This is a genomic window from Kingella pumchi, assembly GCF_022288825.1.
Lineage (GTDB): Bacteria > Pseudomonadota > Gammaproteobacteria > Burkholderiales > Neisseriaceae > Kingella_D > Kingella_D pumchi.
This window is the reverse complement of record NZ_JAKOOW010000017.1, coordinates 63,493-70,725: the sequence shown is the minus strand read 5'-3', so window position 1 is coordinate 70,725 and position 7,233 is coordinate 63,493. Positions and strand designations below refer to the sequence as shown.

The window sequence follows — 7,233 nt, the reverse complement described above, 5'->3', positions numbered from 1 at the left end:
CGATGTTTTTGAGTTGACGCTCTGGGGTTTACCCGTAAAAACGTTGGACTGCAACCTTTTTGTTTGGGTTGCGGGGTTTTATTCCGGACAGTAGTGCGCCTGCGCGGGAATGACGCCGTTTGGGCGGGCTTGCGTAAGCTAATGACGGCGCGGGGAAGTTTCGTAGGTCGTATTCTCGAATCCGACAGCCGTTGGCATGCTTGGGGTTCCTTTGCGGAAAAACGTCGGATACAAGTATCCGACCTACGCATCAAAAGGCCGTCTGAAAGCAGTAGGTCGGGCATTGATGCCCGACAAATTCCCTTCGCAATATCAGGCATAGTCGGGCATGAATGCCCAACCTACGCTTATCCGCAATATGGCGGCGGGCATAAAAAGGCAGCCTGCGTAGCGAAGCGGAGTTGCGAAGCTAAAACCTTGCACACAGGTTTTAGCTTCGCAACTCCGCTTCGCTACGCAGGCTGCCTTTGGCTTGATGCTTATTTGATGTTCAGCGGAATGCGGTACAGGCGCGTGGCATCGGTTTCGCCGTTGGGCAGGCGTTTGGGCACGATGGTGTGGTTGTCTGTGGAATCGATGCCGAAATCGTCATCGTTGATAATCCACAGCGTTTTGCCGCCGTCTGCCACCCACATACCTTCAAATTTAGACGACTGAAAATCCACGTCTTTTTTTACGTCGCTTACCAGCGTTTTGCTTACGGGCTTGATGCCGGCGGCGGCGAGTTCTTCCCAAGTGTTTTCTTCAATGGCTTTGCCGTTTACTTTCAAGCCGTTTTCGCTGTCGACGGGGTCGGAAACGTCGGTGGCGCCGCGCAGGTCAATCAGGTAAACGTGCTTCACGTTTTTGCCGTTGTGTTCGTCCACCAAAAAGCGGTGTTCGTCGATGGCGCGGATTTCGGAGTTTTTCCAATAGTTGCCGCCTTGGCGGTACAGGTATTGCTTGGTTTTGCCTGTTGCCAAATCAAACGACAAGATGCGCGTTACCGATTCGTTTTTTACTTCGGCTTTGCCGGGGTTGTGCAGGGCTGATTGCATGATGCCGACCAATACGCGGTTGCTCGGCGTGGTGGTCAAGCCTTCCATGCCGCGGTTGGGGCGCAGATGGCCGAGTATGGCGGGCAAGCGGCGGCCGTTGGTTTTCACGCCGCGCGGGCTCATGCGCTCGAGCTCGAAGCCGTTGCGGTCAAAGTGCACGATGTGCGGGCCGTATTCGTCGGACACCCAGAAGGTGCCGTCTTTCATCACTGCCAGCCCTTCGCTGTCGATGCCGGTGATGTCGCGCTGCAAGAGATGTTTGTCGGTATCGACCACGGTTTCTTTGGATGTGCCGTAGCCTTTGGGGTTGGGCAGGCCGGTGAGCGGTTTGCCGTTGGCGTCTTTGAGCGGGATGTCGCGCAGTTTTTTAATCGTGCCGTTGGTTTGGATTTCAAAATGGCCAATGCTCGGCGTGAAGTCCGGCTGCAGGAAGATTTTGATGTTTTCGCCGCCGTCGGCATTGGGGCCGCGGTCGGTTAGGCCGTAGAAACGGTTGGGGTTTTGCGGGTCTGCGTCGATGGACGAGCCGTAGCCTTTGTAAAACGGCACACCCTGCACTTCGCCCAGTTTTTCCACGGGCATGGGGATGGTTTCGGCAAGAGCCGGATGGGCAGCAAGCAAACCGATAACAGCGGCAAGAATAGTGTGTTTCATGATTTCCTTTGTTAGTTTAGTGCAAGATTTGTAAAAAACGCGGTATTCTAATTTATTTTATGTTAAGAGACAAAGGGAAAATTGCGATTGCGTGCTGCTCTGCCGCATGGTGGCATGTGCAAAAAGGCAGCCTGAAAACCTTGTGTTCGGCTTTTCAGGCTGCCTTTGGCTTTCAGGCTGCTTGGTTTAGGCGCCGCCGTTGTCTTCAATCATCTTGCGGTATACCGCTTCGGGCACATAGCGGCGCACCATCTGCTGCCAGCCGTCGGGGCCGACCAGGCCTTTGACCATGGTGGACGAGATCTCGACGATTTCGCGCGGCGGCATCAGGAAGACGGTGCGGATGTCCGGCTGCAAATCGGCGTTGATGTGGCGCACGGCGCGTTCGTATTCAAAGTCCGAGGCGGTGCGGATGCCGCGCACGATAAAGCCGGCGCCTACCGAATGGGCGTAGTTCACCAGAAATTTGTTGGCAAAGGAATCGACGCGCACATTGGGAAAACCGGCGGTTACGCTCTCGAGCATGGCGCGGCGCTCGTCGATGGTGTAGGTGCTTTTTTTGTCGGCGTTGATGCCGATAGCAACGATCAGCTCGTCAAACAGCCGCTGCGCTTCGGCAATCATCCACAGATGGCCGTTGGTGGGCGGGTCGAAACTGCCGGCATAGACGGCGCGGCGCGGGGAGAGGGTGGTCATGGTCGGTGTAGGGTTTCTTGGTTTTTCGGGGTGGGGTTAGGGGCTGTTTACAATTGGTATTGTGGCGGCTTTTACGCCATAAAACAGGCTCTGCTGCGTTGCAAATCCTCGCAAGGTGTCCAACCTTGCTGCGGTTTGCGCCTTGCATAGCCTGTTTTCTGGCATCAAATCCGCTGCGCAAACCAATTGTAAACAGCCCCTAGGCTGCCTTTGAACTTTCAGGCTGCTTTCGGAGTGCTTTCGGACTGCCAAGCGGCGGGCGATTCTATCACGCCGCCGGCCGGATGCCGGACGCTGAAGCTATGGTGAGTCAAAATGAAAAAGATACAAGGCAGCGAGCCGAAGACAGTACACACGTACGGCAAGGCGAGCTAACGCCGTAGATTTTTCATTTTGGCTCACTATATCGGCGGCATTGCGCGGTGGGCAGGTACATTTTCAGGCAGCCTGAAAAGTTTTACAATCCGCCGCTTTTCCAATCAGACAAGAGTTTTGCCATGAACCTTCCCGCCGCACAAACCGCCAAATACCTGAAAGACTACCGCGCGCCCGAATATCTGGTGCCGCAGGTGCGACTTGATTTCGATATCCGCAGCGAGCACACGCTGGTTAGCGCCGATTTGTCGGTCGAGCCGCAGGCCGGTGCCGGCGCGCTGGTGCTGCAGGGTTCGGCCGAGCTGGTGTCGCTGGCGCTCAACGGCGAAACGCTGGCGCCAAGCGCCTACACGCTTGCCGGCGAAACGCTGACCATCGCCGCCGTTCCTGCCGAGCCGTTTACGCTTAGCGTGCGCACCAAGCTCTATCCGCACGAAAACAAAACGCTGATGGGGCTGTATGAAAGCGGCGGCAATCTCTATACCCAATGCGAGCCGGAAGGTTTCCGCAAAATCACCTTCCACCCCGACCGCCCCGACGTGATGGGCAAATACACCACCCGCATTGCCGCCGATGCCGCGCGTTTTCCGGTGATGCTGTCCAACGGTAACCTGACCGGCTCGGGCAAGCTGGACAACGGCCGCCATTGGGCCGAATGGGAAGACCCCTTTGCCAAGCCCAGCTATCTGTTTGCGCTGGTGGCCGGCGATTTGGTGCGCACGTCCGACAGCTTCACCACCATGAGCGGCCGCAAAGTGGCGCTGGAATTTTTCACCCGCAGGGAAGACGCCGACAAGGTGGGCTTTGCCATCCAGTCGCTCAAGCACGCGATGAAGTGGGACGAAACCCGCTTCGGCCTGGAATACGATTTGGACGTGTTTATGGTCGTGGCCGTGGGCGATTTCAATATGGGCGCGATGGAAAACAAAGGCCTGAACATCTTCAACACCTCCTGCGTGCTGGCCGACCGCTGCACCGCCACCGACGCCGATTTCGAGCGCGTCGAAAGCGTGGTCGCCCACGAATACTTCCACAACTGGACGGGTAACCGCGTAACCTGCCGCGACTGGTTCCAACTGTCGCTCAAAGAAGGCCTGACCGTATTCCGCGACCAGGAATTTTCCGCCGACCGCGCCGGCCGCGAAGTGCGGCGCATCGAAAACGTCGGCTATCTGCGCCAGTTCCAGTTTCCCGAAGACGCAGGGCCGATGGCGCATCCCGTCCGCCCCGCCAGCTACGTGGAAATGAATAATTTCTACACGCTCACCGTTTACGAAAAAGGCGCCGAAGTGGTGCGCATGTATCACACCTTCTTGGGCGAAGAAGGCTTCCAAAAAGGCATGAAACTCTATTTTCAGCGCCACGACGGCCAGGCGGTTACCTGCGACGACTTCCGCGCGGCAATGGCCGATGCCAACGGCTTCGATTTCGAACAGTTCGCCCGCTGGTACAGCCAGGCCGGCACGCCGGTTTTGGACGTTTCAGGCTGCCTGAAAGACAACGGCGACTTTGTCTTGTGCGTCAAACAGCACACCCCCGCCACCCCCGATATGGCCGACAAACAGCCGGTGGCGCTGCCGCTGAAAATCGCGCTGTTTGCTGCCGAAGGCGCCGATGCCGGCACGCAGCTCGCTTTCAGGCTGCCTGAAAGCGGCGAAACCGTCAGCGAAGCGGTGCTGCTGCTCAACCAGGCCGAGCAGGAATTGGTGCTCGCGGGCGTGAACCGCGCCGCCGTGCCGTCTTTACTGCGCGGCTTCTCCGCCCCGGTGATACTCAACTACCCCTACAGCGATGCCGAACTGGCGCTGCTGCTGTCACACGATTCCGATTCCTTTGCCCGCTGGGAAGCCGGACAAACCCTGCTGCGCCGCGCCGTTGCCGCCAACGAAGCTGCGTTGGCGGCCGGAGAACCGCTGCCCGAACACCGCGCCCTGCTCGACGCCGTCGGCTATGTGCTGCGCGCCGACATCGACCCGGCGTTTCAGGCTGCCCTGATGCACGTTCCCGCCGAGGCCGAGCTGATGGCCGGCCGCGATAATCTCGATCCGCTGCTGGTCCATCACGCCCGCGAAGCGCTGCTCGATCTGATTGCCGCCACCTTCAAAGCCGAGTTTGACGCGCTCAACCAAAAAGCCCGCGAGCAGGAAGAGCAGGCGAGCGACTGCTACAACTACGCCCCCGAACCCGCCGGCTGGCGCGCCCTGCGCAACGTCTGCCGCGCCTTTATCCTGCGCGCCGATCCCGAGCACATCGCGCAAGTGGCGCAAAACTACGACGCGATGGCGCAGAACATGACCCACGAATGGGGCATCTTGAGCGCAATCAACAGCAATCCCAGCCCGCTGCGCGACGAGCTGCTCGAGCGCTTTGCCGCCAAATTCCGCAGCGACGATCTGGTGATGGGCAAATACTTCAGCCTGATCGCTTCCAGCCGCCGCGCCGACACTCCCGCGCAGATTCAGGCTGCCTTGCAGCATCCGGCCTTCGATCTGCAAAACCCCAACAAAGCGCGCGCGCTCTTGAACACCTTTACCCGCAACATCCCGCACTTTCACGCCGCCGACGGCTCGGGCTACCGCTTTATCGCCGGGAAAATCGAAGAAATCGACCGCTTCAACCCGCAAGTCGCCTCGCGGCTGGTGCAGGCCTTCAACATCTGCCGCAGCCTCGAACCCCAACGCCGCGCACTGGTGCTCGACATCCTGCAGCAGCTGGCGAAGATTCCCGATTTGTCCAAAGACAGCGGCGAGATTGTCGAAAAAATCTTGGCCGCCAACGCAGCCTGAAAGTTTATCGGTCGGATTTTTGCCTCCGACCGATAACAGGCAGCCTGAAAGCCGGCAATGCCCGCCGCTTAACTCTCTCTCCTGCGCTTGCTCGTGGGAGGGACGGGGTGGGGGTGGCAGTTCGCAGAACTGCTTTTGTTTACTTCCTGCAGATGTCCGCAGGCATTGCCGTAGCAGCAGGCGCCTCCACCCTAGCCCTCCCCCGCAAGCGGGGGAGGGAATTAAGGGAATGGCGGAAATCAGGTACCGCAGGCAGCCTGAAAGTCCAAGGCAGCCTGAAAGTCCAAGGCAGCCTGAAAGTCCAAGGCAGCCTGAAAACCCAAGGCAGCCTGAAAAAAACACGCCGCGCCGCAGTTTCCTGCGGGCGGCGTGTTTTTTGCACCTGTGGTTTTCAGGCTGCCCGGGCGGGGCGGTATCCGCTGTCAGAAGTCGAAGCGGGCCGACAGGCTGATTTCGCGCGGGTTGCCCAGCGCAATCATCGGGTACTGGGTGGAAGAGCCGACGGTGGACGTGTAATACAGTCGGTTGGTCAGGTTTTTGCCGTTGAGCCGCAGGTTGAGTTTGCGGCCGCCGACGGTGGTGTCGTAGGAGATAAAGGCATCGGCAACGGTAGCGGCGGGGATTTTCCACAGGCGCTGGCCGCTTTCGACATTGCGGCCGATATACCAGGCGCCGTTGTATTTGGCGCCGGCGCCGGCACGCCAGCGGCCGCCCAGCGCCTGTCCGAAGTCGTAGGTCAGGTACAGGCCGAACTGGTTGCGCGGGGTGTTGTTCAGCGGCAGGCCTTGGGCTTTGGCTTCGGCTTCGAGCGTTTTGGTTTCGGTGTAGGCGTAGTTGGCGTTGACGCCGAGCTTGTCGGTAATCTGGCCGCCCAGTTCGGCTTCAAAGCCCATCGAGCGGGCGTGGCCGGCGAAGCGGTCTTCGGTGCTGCCGCCGTTATCGACTACATAGCGCACGTTCTCTTTGAGAATGTGGAAGGCGGCGAGCGTCGCGGAAAGCTGTTTGCCGGAGAATTTGGCGCCGGCTTCAAAGGAGCGGCCTTTTTCCGGTTTGGCACCGCCGGGGATGGCGTTGGCAATCGATACCTGCGGGCGGAAGGACGACGAGTAGCTGCCATAGAGCGACCATTGCGGGGTGATGCGGTAGGTTACGCCCAGCTGCGGAGTCAGGCTCCAGCCGTGGTTGTCGGTATTGGCTTTGAACACGCCGGCTTTGTTGGCGCAGCCGGCATACTGGTCGTAGTAGTCGAGACGGGCGCCGCCGGAAACAATCCATTTGTCGCCGAAATACACCGAATCGTTGGCATAGAGCGCGGCGGTTTTCAGGATTTCGGTCTGGCGGGTGTTATTGCCCTGGCCGTCGAAAGTATTGACGCCGGGGCGCGGCCACATGCCGCCGTACACCGGGTTATACATGTTGGAAAAGGTCGCGTTGTTTACACTTTTTCAGGCTGCCCGGCTTTCGTTTTTCGGCTGCATGATGATTTGGCAGGTTTTACCGCTTATCAAGAACCATGCGGCTTCGCCGTGCCTTGCGGCATTCTTGACAAGCGGCAAAACCTGCCAGTTGGGTCTGCATCCGAAATCCGAAAAGTGTAAACAACGCTGTTGATTTTTACACATAAGCCAGGTTGATGCAGCCGGCGGCGGCCAGCATCAGCACAAAGGTTTTGTGGCGGGTGGGGT

4 protein-coding genes are annotated in these 7,233 nt (G+C 58.8%); 1 reads left to right on the top strand and 3 read right to left on the bottom strand.

Annotated elements, in window-relative coordinates; translation table 11 throughout:
* Window positions 1–479: 479 nt before the first annotated feature.
* Window positions 480–1,691, bottom strand: coding sequence for an esterase-like activity of phytase family protein (locus tag MB824_RS04305; RefSeq protein WP_238746280.1), 1,212 nt, complete (start codon window positions 1,689–1,691; stop codon window positions 480–482).
* A gap of 186 nt (window positions 1,692–1,877) precedes the next feature.
* Window positions 1,878–2,387, bottom strand: a complete 510-nt coding sequence (gene coaD, locus MB824_RS04300; RefSeq protein WP_238746278.1) for a pantetheine-phosphate adenylyltransferase — start codon at window positions 2,385–2,387, stop codon at window positions 1,878–1,880.
* Between the two features lie 497 nt (window positions 2,388–2,884).
* Between coaD and pepN the strand changes: the two genes are divergently transcribed.
* Window positions 2,885–5,548 (top strand): aminopeptidase N, encoded by a 2,664-nt coding sequence (pepN, locus tag MB824_RS04295; RefSeq protein ID WP_238746276.1) that lies wholly within the window; start codon window positions 2,885–2,887, stop codon window positions 5,546–5,548.
* Between the two features lie 422 nt (window positions 5,549–5,970).
* Here the strand turns inward: pepN and MB824_RS04290 are convergent, their stop codons facing one another.
* Window positions 5,971–6,963, bottom strand: a complete 993-nt coding sequence (locus MB824_RS04290; RefSeq protein ID WP_238746274.1) for a TonB-dependent siderophore receptor — start codon at window positions 6,961–6,963, stop codon at window positions 5,971–5,973.
* Window positions 6,964–7,233: the final 270 nt, after the last annotated feature.

What these genes read in the sequence shown, in the direction of transcription:
- pepN (WP_238746276.1), top strand. Translation starts at nt 2,885, where the DNA reads ATGAACCTTCCCGCCGCACAAACCGCCAAATACCTGAAAGACTACCGC.
- MB824_RS04305 (WP_238746280.1), bottom strand. Translation starts at nt 1,691, where the DNA reads ATGAAACACACTATTCTTGCCGCTGTTATCGGTTTGCTTGCTGCCCAT.
- MB824_RS04290 (WP_238746274.1), bottom strand. Translation starts at nt 6,963, where the DNA reads ATGTATAACCCGGTGTACGGCGGCATGTGGCCGCGCCCCGGCGTCAAT.
- coaD (WP_238746278.1), bottom strand. Translation starts at nt 2,387, where the DNA reads ATGACCACCCTCTCCCCGCGCCGCGCCGTCTATGCCGGCAGTTTCGAC.